Below are 15690 nucleotides of genomic sequence, written 5' to 3' on the forward strand. Positions count from 1 at the left end.
GTTGCGCGTCGACGCCGCCGGGTGATGGTTATTCACCGACGTCACTCTTCGATCTCGGATCGCGCGCCGCGGTTGGGATTCCGGCGGTCTTTACCAAGGCGGGTATCGTCGTTCGCGTCGGGATTGCGGGGCGCAATCTCGACTTCATTCTGGATTCCGGTTCTGCGTACAGCCTTCTCGATTCGCAGGTGGCGCGCGGCCTGGGCATGCCTTCGTTAGGACGGGCTACCGCGAGCTTCGGCGGAGACTACACGGTGGAAAATAGCCGTGCGCCCGATATAACCGTCGGCGATCTTCGCGCGACCAACGTCGCGATTTCCACTGCGGCCCTTCATCGGCAACCTGCAGGAAGGCGAGTCGACGGACTGCTTGGGGCGGATTTTCTCTGGAGCGGCGCCCTTGAAGTCGACTTCGAAACGCACCGCCTCATCCTTCACGGTGCCGTTCCAAGCGGGCTGCACGTCGCCGGCTGGTCCTCGATACCGCTGCGGTTCGAGTGGGGAGTCCCTTTAATCGAGGCCGCGTTTAACGGGCGAGACGGACAGTTCCTCGTCGACTTGGGCTCGACGAAACGATGCTCTATCCGCAGTACTTCTCCCAGATTCATGTCGTCGCGCCGCCTGGCAGCTACAACGGAGATACGCTGTTCACGCTTGCCGGCAAGCCCGTTCCGATCAAACACTTCATCGTGAAGCGGTTGGCTTTGGGGGACTGGATCTTCGGTGACGCTGAGGTCGTCGTGCCGTTCGGGCCGTTCGCTCAAGGCCGCAACTACGATGGCTTGATCGGGAGGAACGCGCTCTCACATTTCAATTTGATGTTCGATTATCAAAACCGTCTGCTGTGGTTCAAGCCGATCGATGCGGGGTCCAAATGAAGACGCTGCTCGTCGCGTTCCTGCTGTTCGGCGTCAAACGCCCGTTGGGAATACCGGGCACGGGTTGGGCACCGGGAACGGAACGGGCGTCGCCGAGGGGATGACGGCCGCAGCGGTCGGCACCGCGTTTATGCGAATGTCGAGCGCGTTTCCGGTAACGTAAGCAAACGCCGATGCTTGGCCACCCGGCTCGTCGTACGACAGCGCGTACGACTGATTGTGGTCGTAATAGTAGTGCAGGATGTATGCGTACTCGTTGGACAGCGGATCGTTATAGTAGTTGCTGAAAGCCGCAGGGCTGGCGAAGTTTGCCGCCCACCCTCCGGCCGGATGCGACGAAGTGGAGAGCGCCGCGCCGCGATTGAGCTCGAGTGCCAAGCCCTTCCACACCGCAAACGCGTCGGCGCTGGCGAAAACGTTGGGGTGTTTACTGGGATGCTTGCTCGATCCGGTGCTTATCCAGTTGGTGTTCGGCGGAAGGCCAAACAGGAAACCGGCGTCGCAGCCTTTCCCGTCTTTGGACTGCGGCGGCGTGCCGTACTTAAAGAGCGCGACGGGCATCGGGGACGTGCTAGGCGAGGTGTAGGTGATTCCGGCACACGACGTTGCCGTCTTCACGTTGGTGAATCCGAAGTTGGCCGAGCCGTCGGAGCTGACGCAGTAGTTGCTTCCGCTCACTTTGGTTACACCCGATCCAGCGGTCGCGTAGAGGCGCGAGGTCGTCGCATACGACGCCAGCACGCAACTAAGATAGCCGTTGGCAAGGGGCGTCGGAACGCCCGAGCACAGGGACGGGTACGCGCCCAGATAGGCTGGATTGTAGAACCAATCGGATCCGAAGTTCCAGACGCCTTGCGTCTTTGCCGGATTGATGATGCGCAGATCGATGATCTTGCCGTTGAACTTGCCGGTCGCAACGAGATGCTGATATTGCGGCGTGGACGACATGGCCGTGTAGATGTTGGCATAGTTGCACGACGTGACGCCGATGACTCCGGCGCCGCTCGTCGCGCAAGGTGCCGGAATTGAGCGCGCGCGGAAGCCGGCCGGCCGCGCGCTGTCGTTCCCGGCGTCGGCAAGAACCGACTTGCCGGGCTTAGCCTGCGACAGCTCCATCGGCAATCCGAGGTCCGTCACCGCGGTGAGATCCACGATCGCGCCCGACGTCGTACCAAACTCGACGACGTCCCACGGCACGTTCCAGTCCGCGTTACCGTAGGCTAGAGCGGGGCCACCCGCCGGCATTCCAGCAAGCGGATTCGGGACGACGGTCGTGCTGCTCGAGACCGCGTACGAAATGTAGATCCGCCCCGCCGCGACGTTCGGCGGCAGCGCAAACTGCAATCCGTTCCGCCTGCCGGCGCTCTTCGGGAAACACGCCAGCGGAATCGGGTTGGCGGCGGTCGCTCCGAAAGCGCCCGCGTTCGTCATCCACGTCGTGCCGTTACGGACGTACATGATGACCGACGCGCCGAGGCCGGAGGCGTCCGTCACGTTGATCGGAACGGTGTTGGTCGCCGGCACGGAATAGTTGGCGCAGTACCCCGGTGTCGGTCCGGTGGTCGGCTTCGTGGTCGGCTTGGTCGTCGGTGACGGCGATGGGCTCGGCGTCGGCGCGGCCGCGCACGTGAAGGCGTAATACGTGCCGCCGTGAGGGATCGTCGCGTAATGACGTTTCGAAATCGAGAAGGTCAGGAGTTTCCCGGAGAGCGTTCCGGTGACCGGTAACGTTTTCCACGTGTTCGTGCCGCCGCTTCTCTGCAGCACGTCGATGGTGCACGGCTTTCCAAGAGCCGTGCCGCTGTTGTTGGTGAGATCGAAGACCACTTGCGTGTGTTTGCCGAATTTGATCGGCACGCCGCCGTTGGCCGTCTTGAAGTAGAGAAACGCATCTTTGTCGGTGGGAAACGGCCCGAGGCGATGCCGGCCCTTCTTGGCGGCGATATTGGTCCGGTTTGCAACCGCCACGATGATTTTGTGGGCCGGAGCGGCGTTGTTCTTGGGGTACTTCACCGCCACCGTGAAGCCGGCGTACGCCGGCATCGCGATGGATTTTCCGCCGCCGAGTTTGCCGACGAACTTGCAGACGCCGCGGAACACCCAGCCCGGCTGGGCCTTGTCGGTCGCGCAGGTTTGCAGATCGGGCGAGGCGATGGCAGTGTCGCCGGCCGCCAGCGTCGACGTCTGAGGAATAAACGGCAGGGGTGCTCCGCTTCGAGCGCCGCACGCGCACAGAACCGCGGAAAAAGCGAATAGAACGATCCAATAACGCGCCGTCGTCGACATGGGCACCTCCGGCCTGCTCGGGAAGCAGGCTACAGCACGCTTTTCAGCTACCCTAGTCATTGTCCCTCGATGCCGGGCGAGGGAAGCCTGGTAACGTTTTCGTAACAGGGCCTTTGTGGCTATGGCAATTCCGGTCGAGGTACCCCGCGACGAGCTCGTACGGTATCGGCGGCACATTCACGCGCACCCCGAGCTCTCGATGGAAGAGTTCGAAACGGCCGCGTTCATCGAAGGCGAGCTGGCAAGCGGTGGTTTCGACGAAATTCGGACCGGCATCGGAAAAACCGGCATTCTCGCGACGCTCAAAGGCGGGCGTCCAGGTCCGGTAACGCTGCTGCGCGCCGATATGGACGCGTTGCCCGTCACCGAGGAAGGCGAGGCCGCATATCGATCGCAGCGTCCCGGCGTGATGCACGCCTGCGGACACGACGCTCATGTGGCGATCCTGCTTTCGGCAGCGCGCGCCTTAGCCAAACGCCGCGATGAGATCAAGGGAACGCTGGTCTTTTGCTTTCAACCCGGCGAAGAGGGCTTCGCCGGAAACAAGCTGATGATCGAAGACGGGGCGCTCGAGAATCCGCACGTCGATCGCACATTCGCGCTTCACGTGTACACCGGATTGGAAGCCGGCAAGATCGGCATTCGCGACGGCGCGTTCTTCGCGTCGTCGGATCGCTTCGAGATCACCTTGCTTGGGAAAGGCGGGCACGGCGCGATGCCGCACTCGTCTGTCGATCCCATCGTGGCGGCAGCGCAACTCGTGCTGATGCTGCAGACGATCGCGAGCCGCGAAATCGCACCCAAGGATCCAGTGGTCGTTACCGTTGGTTCCGTTCACTCCGGCACAACGTTCAACGTTATTCCGGACAGGGCGCTGCTGCAGGGTACGGTGCGGGCGCTCGATCCCGCAGTGCGCGACTCGCTGCCGAAACGAATCGAGCGAATAACCGAAGGTTTGTGCGATGCTTTGCGTCTCGATTACGAGTACGAGTATCAGTGGGGCTACCCGCCGACGGTCAACGATAAGACGGTCAACGACGTCGTCCGGGCCGTGGGATGCGACGTTGCCGGCGAGGCGAACGTCATCGATCCGCACGACATCGTGATGTGGGCCGAAGACATGGCGTTCATGCAGATGGAGCGCCCGGGGTCGTACTTCATCCTCGGCGCGCGCGGCCTCGAAAAGGGCGTCGAGCCGCAGCACAGCGCTCGCTACGACATCGACGAACGCGTGCTGGAGATCGGGTTCAAGATGATGGTGGGAATCGGCCTGAGTTAAGATCCGGTCTCTTTTTCGCTCACGGTCATCACCCAGCGGATCGCACGGGCATATTGATCGAGCTCCCGCACCGATCGTTGCAGCCAGCGGAAGCTTTCGTCCCGGCCGCCGCGCGAGGTTCGCGTCCGTTCGATGCGTTTGACGTACTCGACCGCCGCTTCGAGCTGCGCCTCGAGGTTTGGCCACTCGTCGCGCAACGCACGCTCCGACGGCTCCGCAAGGCGATCGATCACCGGAGGCGCGGCATCTTGGCCGTGCTGCATGGCAAACTCGAGCCGGGCGAGCGCGTATTGGCTGCGCGCGGTGATGAACGACCCAAGGAGCTGAACGAGGCGTACATCCATCGGCATGACGACTTCGGTCGATAGCGAACCTTGGCCTGGCCGGCAAGCGCAAACTGCTGCGTGGAGGGACATTTGGCGACTTCGGACGTTCGCAAATACGTTATCATCGGCAACGGGTTTGCAGGTACCACTGCGGCCGAGCAGCTGCGCAAGCACGATCCGTCGTGCGAGATCGTGCTCTTCGGCGACGAGCCGTACACGCTCTACAACCGCATTTCGCTGCCGCCGATGCTGCGCAGGCAAATTCCCGAAGCAAAGGTGATGATCCGAAATGAAGCGTGGCACGAGCAGCACCGAATCGAGCTGCACCTACGGACGCGCGTCGAGCGGATCGTTCCGCAAGAGCGCGTGGTGATGGCCGGCGGCAAGTCCTACCCGTTCGACGCGCTGCTGATCGCGACCGGCGGGCGTCCAAATCCAACCGGAAAGCCCGGAGCCGACGGCGCCGCCAATCTTTACCCGTTTCAGTATCTCGACGACACGCGCGCGATCTCCGAACAGATCGATCGCAGCAAGGCGGCCGTCGCCATCGGCGGATCGTTCATCGCCTACGAACTGGCCGAAGCGTTTAGCTCGCGAGGCGTGGAGACGCACTGGCTGATGCGCGGGCCGCGCGGATTGCACCGCGTCATGGACGACCTGGCCGGCGAGCTGCTGCACGACGCGGCGCAAGCCGACGGCGTGCACATGCACTATGGCCACGAAGTTGAGGAGTTCGTTCGCTCCAACGGCGTCATCACGAAAGTGCGAACGAATGGTGGACTCGAGATCGAAGCGCAGTGCTATGCGTACGGCTTCGGCCTCGCGATGAACACCGAAGTTTGCGACGGCAGCGGCATCGAGACGAGCAAGAACGGCATCCTCTGCGACGACCATCTCGAAACGAATATTCGTGGCGTCTTTGCGGCGGGCGACATCGCCGACTTCTACGACCCGATCCTCGAAATACGCTATCGCATGGGCACCTGGAACAACGCCGGCGCGCACGGAAAAGTCGCGGCGCTCAACATGATGGGCGGCAGCGACGTCTATCACGACGTTCCGGAGTACTCGTCGCTGCTGTTCAAGGGACAAACGATCACGCAGTTCGGCATGGGTCCCGAGCTGCGTTCCGATCTCGACATGGTGCGCAAGATCGACCGCGAGAAGAAGTGGTACCGTGCGCTGTTCTTCTGGCAGGATCGCCTCGTCGGCGGATTGATGCTGGGCAAAGGCAACCGTGCCGGCAAGCGCAAGTACGTCGAAGCGATCAAGAGCAAAGAAGCGTTCCCGAAACCGCAGTGGGAAGCGTTGCTGGATTGGACCGCTTAAGCGATCATCGAGATCGGCGCCTTTGCCGTGCGCACGAGCTTCGTCGTCATGCGCTGCGCGTCGTAGCGGTGTAATAAGAAGCCGCCCGGCTCCCACGAGAGGCCGGGCGCGCGCGGATGGATGACGAGCGTCGGCGCCGTACTCGGCGCCGTGACGCCCAAAACCCCGCACCACGTTCGTACCAGCGGTTGGTGAATGTGCCCGCAAACGATGCGACAGATCTGAGGAAACTCGCGAACGATCGCGCCGAGTCCGTGACGTCCCTCAAACGGCGGTCCGTCGAAGTTCGGTACGCCGGTGGGGAAGGGCGGATGGTGCATCGCCAGGATCGTCGGTGTGATGGGGCGCTCCGCTAATCGATCCGCCAGCCACTCGAGCCTTGCGTCGTCTAAGTAGCCGGAGCGGCGGCGGCCTTCGCTGGTGTCGAGCGCGACGACGCGCATCGACGAAAACTCAATCGTAAACTGGATCGCCGGCCCGAACGCATGCAGATACGCATCGCCGGGAAAGGCGGCTCGCAGTGCGTTACGGTCGTCGTGATTGCCCGGGATCAAATAGACCGGGATATCGGACTCCGCCAGGATCTCTCGGAGCCGGCGGTACTCTTCGGGTGTGCCGGACTCCGTGAGATCGCCGGTGGCGACGATGCAGGCCGGCCGCTCCGGCCACTGCGCGATCGCGGCGAGCGCCCGGCGAAGCGGCTGCGCGACGTGGGGCATGTGGTGCAGAAAATGCCCGCGCCGTTTGATATGCAAGTCGGTGATCTGTGCGACGATCACTCTAACAGCGTAACAGCTTTACGTTATCTGCACGTTAAAAGGTTCTTGACGGTAAGCACTATTCTCGGGCTACGGCAGCGTGCGGAAACGTGTCACCATCCCCGCTTCGAGGTGAACGTTCAGATGGCAGTGGAAGAGCCAGACGCCCGGATCGTCGGGAATCATGTCGGCGACCGCCATGCCCATAGGGCCCAGCTGCGCCGTATCGGTGCGCATACCGTTGATAGTGACGGTCTCGCCATGCCAGTGAGGCGCGTGAAAATCGAAGTCGCTCATCGTCGTCATGAGGTACCAGCGCGTCCGTTCTCCCCGGTGCACGTCTATCATCGGCATGTTGCCATATATATAACCGTTGATCGAGAACATCGTGTTGTCGTCGACGAAGCCGGAACTGGTTGGCTTTAAGTGGCGCGGATTGATCGCCGGATCGGCGACGTTCTGGCTAAACAGGCGGCTTTGGCTTTCGTCGAATTGGGCGTACATCGCAAACACCTCACGATCGACGTCGTTTGGAGTCCCGTCACCCTTGGCGGCTCCACGGCGCGTTACGACGATTGGTCCCACGAGGCCGGTGTTCACGTCGCGCAGCTCGTCAGTGTGCGAATGGTACATCCATAATACGGAGCTTTGATCCATCGGTCCGGGACCCGATCGTTCCGGCACGTCGAAGTGATACGTGTACGTGGCACCTGGAGCTACCGCGTCTCCCGGCTTTACTTGCGGTCCGACTCCGTCGCGATACGGAGCCCCTTCCGACGTCTTCAAATAACGCAAACCGTGGACGTGAAAGCTCAGCGGCAGATGTGAGTTGTTTTTGAACACGACGACGACCGAATCGCCGACGACGGCGCGGATGGGCGGCCCCAGCGTTCCCATGTACTGATCGCTTTGGCTGCGAGTCTCCCGCGTCTCGAACGTCGGGTCGGTATATCCGTGATAGACGATCTTATGATAGGAAAAGCCGAGCTGGTCCTTATCGGGTTTGAGAGCCGCACCGGTGAGCACGTTCGTGCCGCTCGGCGCGTAGTTCCAAACGATCTCGTCGGCAGCGATGTAATACGTGCGCTCCGCGGCTACGGCGGGTGCGCAACACAGCAGCACCAGGCAAATAACGCGAATCATGTCGTTCCCGCTTTCCGAACCCGTAACTCGGCCAGGTGGGCGTCGATGAAATCGGCAACGTCGCGGGGCTGAGTCACGAAAAAGCGCTTTCCCGACACGACCTCGAGGACGGAGCCTCGCCATTGCGCGTCGCTATCGGGCTCTTCGGTCAGCCACATGCGAACCAGGAACGTCGCGTCTTGCCGCTTCGGGTTCATGCGCCGAGCATAGGCCGTGCGCGTGCCGCAGGCGTGCCGAGGCTCGGGAGCAAGCGAGCGAGCTAACGGGAACCGCGAGCTAGGCGGGAAATCGGAAATGCCGATGTTGGAAATTCGGTTGTTCGGTCAACCCGACATCCGCTGCGACGGTACCCCCGTCAAATTTGCCAAGCGCTCCGCCACGCTCGCAATGCTCGCGCACATCGTGCTCAAGGGAGGACGAGCGCTGTCACGCGAGTCGCTAGCGTTCACGCTCTTTCCGGACGACGACGAAGTCAATGCCCTAGCGGAGTTGCGCCGTTATCTATACCTTGCGAACAAAGCGCTGCCCGCTCGAGATGGCGACCCGTGGATCGTGAGCGATGCCGAAACGGTTCGCTGGAACGATCTCGGCGGCGCATTCGTGGACGTCGCGGAGTTCGAGCGCCTAGCGGGCGAACCGCACGCGTGGCAGCGCGCCGTCGACCTCTACGGCGGCGATTTGCTCGAAAACGTTTACGAGGATTGGGTAGTCGCGGAGCGCGAACGGCTGCGTGCGCGCTACTTCGTACTGCTCGACGATTTGATCGCCCGCTATCGCTCCGAGCGAAACTTTCCCGCCGCCATTAGCTGTGCCAAGCGCGTGCTAACGAGCGATCCGTGGCGAGAGGACGCATTGCGCGCTCTCGTCGCGATTCGGTACGAGTCCGGCGATACCGCCGGCGCACTTGCCGAATACGACCGGTTTGCCAAGCGCCTGCGCGACGAGCTCGCCGTCGCACCGATGCCGGAAACCGTCGCGATTCGCCAGTTGATTTTGCGCCAAGAAGCCGTTCCGGGCGCCGTCGGCGTTGCGGCTGCAAAACCCGAAGAGGTTCGGCGTACGGTTTCGATTCTTCCGTTCGTCGGGCGCACCAAAGAGCTGGCGTTCCTTCGCAACGCATGGGGTCGTGCGGCCCGCGGACCGGCCGCTTTGGTCGTGATCGCCGGTGAGGCCGGCGTCGGCAAGTCCCGCCTTACGGCCGAACTCGCACGCATGGTTCAAGCCGAGGGTGGAAGAGTGTTCGTCGGAACGACGGCGTCGCCGGAGGCGATGCCCTATCAAGCGGTCGTCGGAGCGCTGCGAGCCGGCATGCCGCTGCTGCTTGCGCGGCAAATCTCACCCGAGCGCCGGACCGTCTTGTCACCGTTGCTGCCGGAACTGCGCGATCCCGACGTTTCCGACGTGCGCTTCTCGGAGACGTCGCCCGAACGTGCGACCGCACGCATCTACGAAGCGTTGTCTTTTGCGGTGCGAGCGCTGGCATCTCCGCGCCCGCTGTTGCTCGTGCTCGAAGACCTGCATTGGGCCGGCTCGGCGACCATCGAGGCGCTCGGCGGAATATTTCGCGATGCGATCCGCTCGCCGATACTCGTCGTCGCGACGTGCCGGCAGGAGGAGACACCCGTAAACCACCCGTTGCGGGCGCTCCAGCGCTCGTTGCGAACCCACGGCGCCGTAGAAGAGCTCGAGCTCGAGCGATTAGATGAAGAACAGGTCGGCGAGCTCGTCGGCCGCGTTGAAGGTTTGCGCGAGCGTGGGGAAGAGTTCGTGCGGGCTTTATACGCTCAATGCGAAGGTAACCCGTTGTTTCTCGAAGGGGCGATCAATGCGTTGCTCGAGAATCGCGAAGCTCGGCTCGAAGATGCAACGATGTCGGGCACGATCGCAAGGCGCGTCGAGCGGCTCGGACTGGAAGGCCGTTCGGTGGCAGAGATTGCCGCGGTCGTAGGGGCGGGCTGCAGCGTTCCACTGATTCGCGACGTGTCGAATCTTTCGAGCACCGCGATCGCGCGCGGCCTCGACGAGCTCCTCGATCAGCGCATTCTTCGCGAAGCGGGTGCGCGTGCCGGCTACGACTACGTTTTTAGCCACCATCTGATTGCCGACGCCATCTATTCCGGGATCGAGCCGGCATTCCGCGAGCAGCGGCATTTCAGGGTTGCCGAATGTCTCGAAGCAGTTTTCGAATCCGACGCGTCGGTCTCGCCGCGCGAAGTCGCGCGCCACTACGAGTCGGCGGGCGCGCGCGAGCGAGCGGCAAAATGGTATCTGACCGCTGCACGGGACGCTGCGGCCGTGCACGCACACGGCGACGCGATCGAACTCGCCGGGAAAGCCCTTCACAACGCCGATTTCGACGACGTGCGCCGCGAGACGCTCGAAATCCGTGAAACGGCGCGCAGCCGGCGCGGCGACCGCGACGGACAGCGGCGCGATATCGATGCGCTCGAGCGACTGGCGATCGCCGATCGGCCCGCGCAGTTTGACGTCCTGCTTCGGCGCATTTGGCTCGCTCGGTCCTTGGGCGACGCGAATGAAGAGCGCGAATATCTCGCGCGCCTTGAGGAGCTTGCCGCCCAGCTCGACGACGCGGCGCGCGCGCGCGCACTCGCGCAGGCAGCAACGTATCTGGGCAACTGCAGCCGATCCGCGGAGGCCATCGTTCCGGCTCGGCGCGCACTGGAGCTTTACGAGTGCAGCGGCGATCTGCAAGGACAGCTCGAGTGTCTTTGCGTGCTCGTCGAGTACGCGACGAATATCGGCGACCTGGAGGCCGCTCGCGGCTACATGGATCAGATCCGCGAACGCGCGGCGAGGCTCGGCGACCAGGCAATGGAGGCACGTGCGCTGGCCGCCGCCAGTGTCGCGGCGCTGCTGCGCCAAGAGTATCGCGAATGCTTCTTGCTGACGGAGCGCTGCCTAGAACTCCGTTTGACGCTCAACGATCGCGAAGGTGAGGCGGCCTCGCGCAGCCGTTTGGCGGTGACCGCCGCATGGCTCGGCGACTATAGCGTTGCGCTGCGTGAGTTCGATGCGGCGATCGCGATCTACGAGTCGCTCGGGCATAAGCGCGGGCTCGCCGCCACGCACGCGAATAAGACGCTGCTGCTCATGCGGACGGGGATGTTCGCCGAAGCGCTCGCCTCGATCGAACGATCGAACGATCTGTTCGAAAAGGTCCAAGAACGGCGGACCATTGCGGCCAATCAAGTCAACGCGAGTTTCGTCAACCTCCAGCTGGGAGACGCGACCCAAGCCAAAGCTTTCGCGACGTCGGCGCTGCAGATCACGCGCGAGATGGCCTATCCCGTATTCGAAGCCGCCGCACTAGCCAATCTCGGCAACGCCGAGCTCGCCCTCGGCGAGACCGGAGCGGCGATCGAACACATGGAGGCCGGCTTGGCGATTCGCCGCTCGATTCAAGAGCCTCGGGATTTCGTCGACGACCTTGCCGACCTCACGCTCGCGTATGTGATCGCCGGACGAAACGACCAGGCTCTCGCGACGGCCCGCGAGCTTCTTTCAATCGGAAGTGCGTCGTTCGACGGTGCGTTTTGGCCGCAGTATGCGTGGTGGGCCGCTTCGCAAGGCCTAGCTGCCGGCGGCGACGCGAGCGAGGCGCGCCGAGCCGCCGCGCGGGCGCGCCTCGAGCTTGCGGAATTTGCCGAGCGCATCGGGGACGACGCAACGCGAAGCGCATTTTTGCGCGTACCGGTCAACGCGACGATCCTACGCAACGATCCTCATGGCGTCACGATGCTGCAATGAGTTCGAAAAACGTCGAGAGGTCGACGTTGCCGCCGGAGATCACGCACGCGATCGGGCCGTCGCTCTGGACTTTACCGCTGAGTACTGCGGCGACAGGTAACGCGCCCGCGCCTTCGGCGATCACACGCGATTTCTCGGCGAGCACGCGCATAGCCGACTTGATCTCGTGGAGCGTCACGACGATCGCGCCGTCGACCAGACCCTGCATCCGCTCCCACATACGGGGAAAAACGCTCGTTCCGCCCGCGCCGTCGACGAACGTTTTGGACCAGCCGGGAAACTCCGACGCTTTGCCGGCAGCAAACGACACGCTGGCGGGCGCCGCAGTCTCGGGCTCGGCAACGTAGATCTTGACGCCGCTCTTGCGCGCGCGGACGCCGCTGGCAACGCCTGTTGCCAATCCGCCGCCGCCCATCGCGCAGACGACGGTCGCAACGCTCGGCAAGTCTTCGACGATCTCTAGACCCATCGTCGCATTGCCCGCGATGAAATCGTCGTCGTCGAACGGATGGACGAACGTGCCTTCGACGCCCGGGAAGCTGCCGCGTTCCATCGCTTCCCAACACGCGTCGAACGGCGCCTTGACGAGATGCGCTCCGAGCGCTCGCATCCGCTCGACCTTCGTGGCCGGCGCGGTTTCGATAGTAACGACGGTGCAGGGGACGCCGGCTTGCCGCGCGGCGTACGCGACGCCTTGTCCCGCGTTTCCCGCGCTGACGGTCCATACGCCGAGCGCGCGCCGGTCCGGCGGCAGCATCGCTATCGCGTTGGCCGCTCCGCGCAGCTTGAACGAGTTGATCGGCTGCAAGTTCTCGAGCTTGAGGTAGATCTCGGTGTCGCCGCCGGTCTGCAGCTTCACCAGCGGCGTGCGCAAAATGGTCCCGGCGATCCGTTCGCGCGCCGCCTCGATCGCTTCGGGGGTAATCGGCTTCACGGCGCCACCGCGCGCTGCAAAGCGTCGGCAAACGCGTCGACGTCTTCGGGCGTCGTGGCCCAGTGCGTCATCCAGCGCACCTCGGACGAGCGTTCGTCCCACACCAGAAATGAGTAGTCGCGCTGGGCGCGCTCGATGGCGGCGCGGTCCATCGTGGCGAAAATGGCGTTGCATCGGACCGGCCGCGTGATACGAATGCCGTCAATGCCGCGGACGCGCTCTTCCAAGCGTTTGGTCATGGAGTTGGCGTGCGAGGCGTATTGCAACCACAGATCGCCGGTGAGCACGGCTTCGAACTGGGCGGCGATAAAGCGCATTTTCGACGAAAGCTGCATCGCCTGTTTTTGTACGAACGCGGCCGATCCGGTGCCGAGGCCGGGCTTGAGAAAACAGATCGCGTCGCCCAGCATCATGCCGTTTTTGGTTCCACCGAACGACAAGAGATCGACGCTGGCCGTCATGACCTTTAGCGAAACGCCCAGGGCGGCCGCGGCGTTGCTGAGCCGCGCGCCGTCGACGTGAACGTTCAGTCCGTGCTCGTGAGCGAACGCGCAGAGCGTCCGCAGCTCCTCGAGCTCGTACACCCCGCCATACTCGGTCGCTTGCGAGATCGAAAGGATGCGCGGCTGCGGAAAGTGCACGTCGACGGGTTTTAAGTACGGCTCGAGATCGGACGGCTTCAGCTTTCCGTCCTCGGTGGGGATCGGAATGATTTTCGAACCGCTGAAACGCTCGAACGCGCCGCACTCGTCGGTTTGCAAATGCGCGGTTTCGGGACACAGCACGGCTTCCCACGGGCGCAGCAGCGCGCTCAACCCCGCGACGTTGGCTCCGGTACCGTTAAACGCAAAATAGACGTCGGTCTCGGCGCCGAACTGCTCGCGGAAGCGCTGCTTGGCGCGCGCGGTCCAGTCGTCGCCGCCATAAGGAATGGCGGCGCCCTCGTTTGCAGCCAATAGCGCTTTGACGATCTCGGGTCCGACGGGTGCGGTATTATCGCTGGCGAAGTTGCGATTCACTATAGCGTCACCGTCGTTCCGCGCTGTGCGACGCTGGCGTTCCAACCGAACGCCGCATTGGCCAAGGTCGCAACCGCCGTCGCCGATTCGACTTCGCCGTGCACGGCGAAGAGGCGCGGCTTCGTCGTACACGTCCCGAACCAGCGCTTGAGATCGTTCTGATCCGCGTGCGCCGAGAAGCCGGAAAGATGGACGATGCCGGCTTTGATCGGCAGGGTATCGCCAAAAATGCGGACGGTGTGCGCGCCGTGAATCATCAGATACCCTAGCGTTCCCGCGCTTTGATATCCCGCAAAAATCACGGTTGCCGTCGAATCGCTCAGCCGGTTGTGCAGATGGTGCAGGATGCGCCCGCCCGACGCCATGCCGCTCGCTGAGATGATGACACACGGATGGTGGATCGCGTTGAGCGCCTTCGAATCGTCGCTCGTGACGCACACCGTGAAGTTTTTCACGCCGAAGGGCGAGCGTGCGCTGTCGCGCGGAATCGGCTTGTGCGCGTCGGGAAACGACTCGAACAAGTCGTCGACCTTGGAGGCCATCGGACTGTCGAGATAGACCGGCAATGCCGCGATCTTCGAGTCGATCCGTTGAAGCTGCCCGATCGCCAGCAGAATGTCTTGCGAGCGTTCCACCGCAAATGCCGGGATGACGATCGGGCCGCCCCGCGCTATGGCCGCAACGAGCGCCGAGCGCAGCTCGTCGGAGGGATCCGGCGGGTGTACGCGATCGCCGTAGGTCGATTCGCTGACCAAAACTTCGGCTGCGCCGATCGGATCGGGATCGTACATCAGCGGCCGATCGTACCGTCCGAGATCGCCCGAGAACGTCACGCGTTTCCCCTCGATCGACATCGAGGCGAACGCCGAACCGATGATGTGACCGGCGTTGTGATAGGTCGCGGTGGCGCCGTCCACGAGATCGAACGTCTGACCCAGCGGAACCGTCTTCACCAGCTTCATCGTGGCGGCGACGTCGTCTTCGTTATAGTACATCGGCGGCGCGTGCGGACGTTCGTGATGGAATCCGCGCTGGTGGAGCGTTTGCTGCAAGTGCGCCGAATCGTCGAGCACGATCTGCATCAGTGGACGCGTCGGGGGCGTGCAGTAGATCGGGCCGGAGAACCCGTCGTGCACGAGTTTCGGCAGATAGCCGACGTGATCCAGATGACCGTGCGTGATGACGACCGCGTCGATCTGCTTTGCGGGAACGGGCAGCGGCAGATCGTTGAGCGCTCGCACGTCGACGACGCCCTGAAATAAGCCGCAATCGACGAAGACGTGCTTTCCGCCGACGGTCAATAAATGTTTGCTGCCGGTTACGGTGCCGGCCGCACCGACGAATGTAAGCTCAGCCACGAGTTTCTTCCGTTACGGGGGCGCGCCGGATCGGGAACTCTTCGGTGCGATTGAACGCCACGGCGCTTGGAATGGGGTTCTTCTCGTAGATATCGATGAGGCGATCGACGAGTTTTTCGGGAGCGTCGTCGGTAACGATGATGGAACCCGTCTCTTTCTGCACCATCTTCGCGATGGGCACGAACTCGTTGCTGATGCCGCCCGAGTTGGTCAAAATGCCGATGAGCTTACCTTCGTCGTAGGCGATGCAGAACTCACCGAGCGTGCCGCTGCGGCCTCCGACGAAGATGACGAAATCGGAGCTGTGGATATTGTGCGTCTCGCGTCCCATCAAGCCGGATCCGGTGAAGACGATCGCGGTGTACGGCTGCAGCGGCGAGCCGTAAACGTTGACGTGTTCCTCGCGCGAGAGCGCCGGCGAGACCCCAAGGCTCACGCCGCCGGCCTCGGTCGCGCCCAAAACGGCCGCGTGGGGCAATCCCGGGCAGGCGCCGGTCACGATCGTGCAGCCGCGTTCGGCAATCCGATGGCCGACCCGGCGCGCCAGGGCGAGATGCTCGGCCCCGATGTGCCCGCCGGCCGACCCCATGACGCCGATTTGGATGTGCATGTG

14 protein-coding genes are annotated in these 15690 nt (G+C 63.1%); 4 read left to right on the forward strand and 10 right to left on the reverse strand.

Annotation, left to right across the window (positions count from 1 at the left end):
- Positions 1–215 precede the first annotated feature (215 nt).
- Positions 216–461: a hypothetical protein gene (locus VGG89_15115; protein HEY1977881.1), complete on the reverse strand. Its 246-nt coding sequence runs from the start codon at positions 459–461 to the stop codon at positions 216–218.
- A 113-nt stretch (positions 462–574) separates the two neighbouring features.
- Between VGG89_15115 and VGG89_15120 the strand changes: the two genes are divergently transcribed.
- Complete coding sequence (locus VGG89_15120; protein ID HEY1977882.1) at positions 575–877, forward strand: hypothetical protein; 303 nt, start codon at positions 575–577, stop codon at positions 875–877.
- Positions 878–910: 33 nt separating this feature from the next.
- Here the strand turns inward: VGG89_15120 and VGG89_15125 are convergent, their stop codons facing one another.
- Complete coding sequence (locus tag VGG89_15125) at positions 911–3163, reverse strand: hypothetical protein (GenBank protein HEY1977883.1); 2253 nt, start codon at positions 3161–3163, stop codon at positions 911–913.
- A gap of 121 nt (positions 3164–3284) precedes the next feature.
- Here VGG89_15125 and VGG89_15130 point away from each other — a divergent pair, with 121 nt between their 5' ends.
- On the forward strand, positions 3285–4442 hold the full coding sequence (locus tag VGG89_15130) for an amidohydrolase (GenBank protein ID HEY1977884.1): 1158 nt from the start codon (positions 3285–3287) through the stop codon (positions 4440–4442).
- On the opposite strand, the gene VGG89_15135 is transcribed toward VGG89_15130, so the two are convergent.
- Positions 4439–4786, reverse strand: coding sequence for a hypothetical protein (locus tag VGG89_15135; GenBank protein HEY1977885.1), 348 nt, complete (start codon positions 4784–4786; stop codon positions 4439–4441). The two genes, VGG89_15130 and VGG89_15135, sit on opposite strands and share 4 nt — an antisense overlap.
- Before the next feature lie 72 nt (positions 4787–4858).
- Here VGG89_15135 and VGG89_15140 point away from each other — a divergent pair, with 72 nt between their 5' ends.
- Entirely contained in the window at positions 4859–6097 is a 1239-nt protein-coding gene (locus tag VGG89_15140) for an NAD(P)/FAD-dependent oxidoreductase (GenBank protein HEY1977886.1), read from the forward strand.
- Here VGG89_15140 and VGG89_15145 read toward each other — a convergent pair.
- The 3 genes from VGG89_15145 to VGG89_15155 form a co-directional block, all read right to left on the reverse strand.
- Positions 6094–6876, reverse strand: coding sequence for a phosphodiesterase (locus tag VGG89_15145; protein HEY1977887.1), 783 nt, complete (start codon positions 6874–6876; stop codon positions 6094–6096). The genes VGG89_15140 and VGG89_15145 overlap by 4 nt on opposite strands.
- A 69-nt stretch (positions 6877–6945) precedes the next feature.
- Positions 6946–7998 carry a multicopper oxidase domain-containing protein gene (locus VGG89_15150; GenBank protein ID HEY1977888.1) on the reverse strand — a complete coding sequence of 351 codons (1053 nt, stop codon included), beginning with the start codon at positions 7996–7998 and terminating at the stop codon, positions 6946–6948.
- Positions 7995–8195 (reverse strand): hypothetical protein, encoded by a 201-nt coding sequence (locus VGG89_15155; GenBank protein HEY1977889.1) that lies wholly within the window; start codon positions 8193–8195, stop codon positions 7995–7997. The genes VGG89_15150 and VGG89_15155 overlap by 4 nt, the downstream gene beginning before the upstream one ends.
- 97 nt (positions 8196–8292) lie before the next feature.
- On the opposite strand from VGG89_15155, the gene VGG89_15160 reads away from it, so the two are divergent.
- Positions 8293–11766, forward strand: coding sequence for an AAA family ATPase (locus VGG89_15160; GenBank protein ID HEY1977890.1), 3474 nt, complete (start codon positions 8293–8295; stop codon positions 11764–11766).
- Here VGG89_15160 and VGG89_15165 read toward each other — a convergent pair.
- Genes VGG89_15165 through VGG89_15180 form a run of 4 tightly spaced genes read right to left on the reverse strand, consistent with a single transcriptional unit; the run spans position 11750 to position 15687 of the window.
- A complete protein-coding gene (locus VGG89_15165) occupies positions 11750–12700 on the reverse strand; it encodes a threonine/serine dehydratase (protein HEY1977891.1) in 951 nt (316 codons plus the stop codon). The two genes, VGG89_15160 and VGG89_15165, sit on opposite strands and share 17 nt — an antisense overlap.
- Positions 12697–13719 carry a low specificity L-threonine aldolase gene (locus VGG89_15170; protein ID HEY1977892.1) on the reverse strand — a complete coding sequence of 341 codons (1023 nt, stop codon included), beginning with the start codon at positions 13717–13719 and terminating at the stop codon, positions 12697–12699. The genes VGG89_15165 and VGG89_15170 overlap by 4 nt, the downstream gene beginning before the upstream one ends.
- Positions 13719–15077: an MBL fold metallo-hydrolase gene (locus VGG89_15175; protein ID HEY1977893.1), complete on the reverse strand. Its 1359-nt coding sequence runs from the start codon at positions 15075–15077 to the stop codon at positions 13719–13721. Before VGG89_15175 ends, VGG89_15170 begins: the two co-directional genes overlap by 1 nt.
- A complete protein-coding gene (locus VGG89_15180) occupies positions 15070–15687 on the reverse strand; it encodes a hypothetical protein (GenBank protein HEY1977894.1) in 618 nt (205 codons plus the stop codon). Before VGG89_15180 ends, VGG89_15175 begins: the two co-directional genes overlap by 8 nt.
- Positions 15688–15690 lie beyond the last annotated feature (3 nt).

This window comes from Candidatus Baltobacteraceae bacterium (assembly GCA_036488875.1).
Taxonomy (GTDB): Bacteria; Vulcanimicrobiota; Vulcanimicrobiia; order Vulcanimicrobiales; family Vulcanimicrobiaceae; genus JAFAHZ01.